At 68.2% G+C, this 261-nt stretch carries 1 protein-coding gene; it reads left to right on the forward strand.

The window, feature by feature from the left end; translation table 11 throughout:
- Positions 1-57 precede the first annotated feature (57 nt).
- Positions 58-261: SgcJ/EcaC family oxidoreductase (locus SB764_RS41730; RefSeq protein WP_410866996.1), on the forward strand; the 204-nt coding region annotated here is incomplete at its 3' end.

Here is a 261-nt window from a genome sequence, read left to right on the forward strand (position 1 = left end):
GCGGCTTTTTTTCTGGCGCGGGCAGGCATCTCGACGCGCCCCGAAGGAGGAACGACGATGACCGAAGACGAACGCGCGATTCGCGACCTGGTAGAAACCTGGTTCGTGTCGAGCCGGCGCGGCGATCTGGCGACCGTGCTCGACCTGATCGCCGACGACGCGATTTTCATGGTGGCCGGCAAGCCGCCGTTCGACAAGGCGGCGTTCGCGGCCGCGTCGCGCGACGCGAACGCGGCGGCCGGCAACGGGCCGAAGGTCGAT

Origin of the sequence: Paraburkholderia sp. SIMBA_027, assembly GCF_046535315.1 — a bacterium.
GTDB classification, from domain to species: domain Bacteria; phylum Pseudomonadota; class Gammaproteobacteria; order Burkholderiales; family Burkholderiaceae; genus Paraburkholderia; species Paraburkholderia tropica.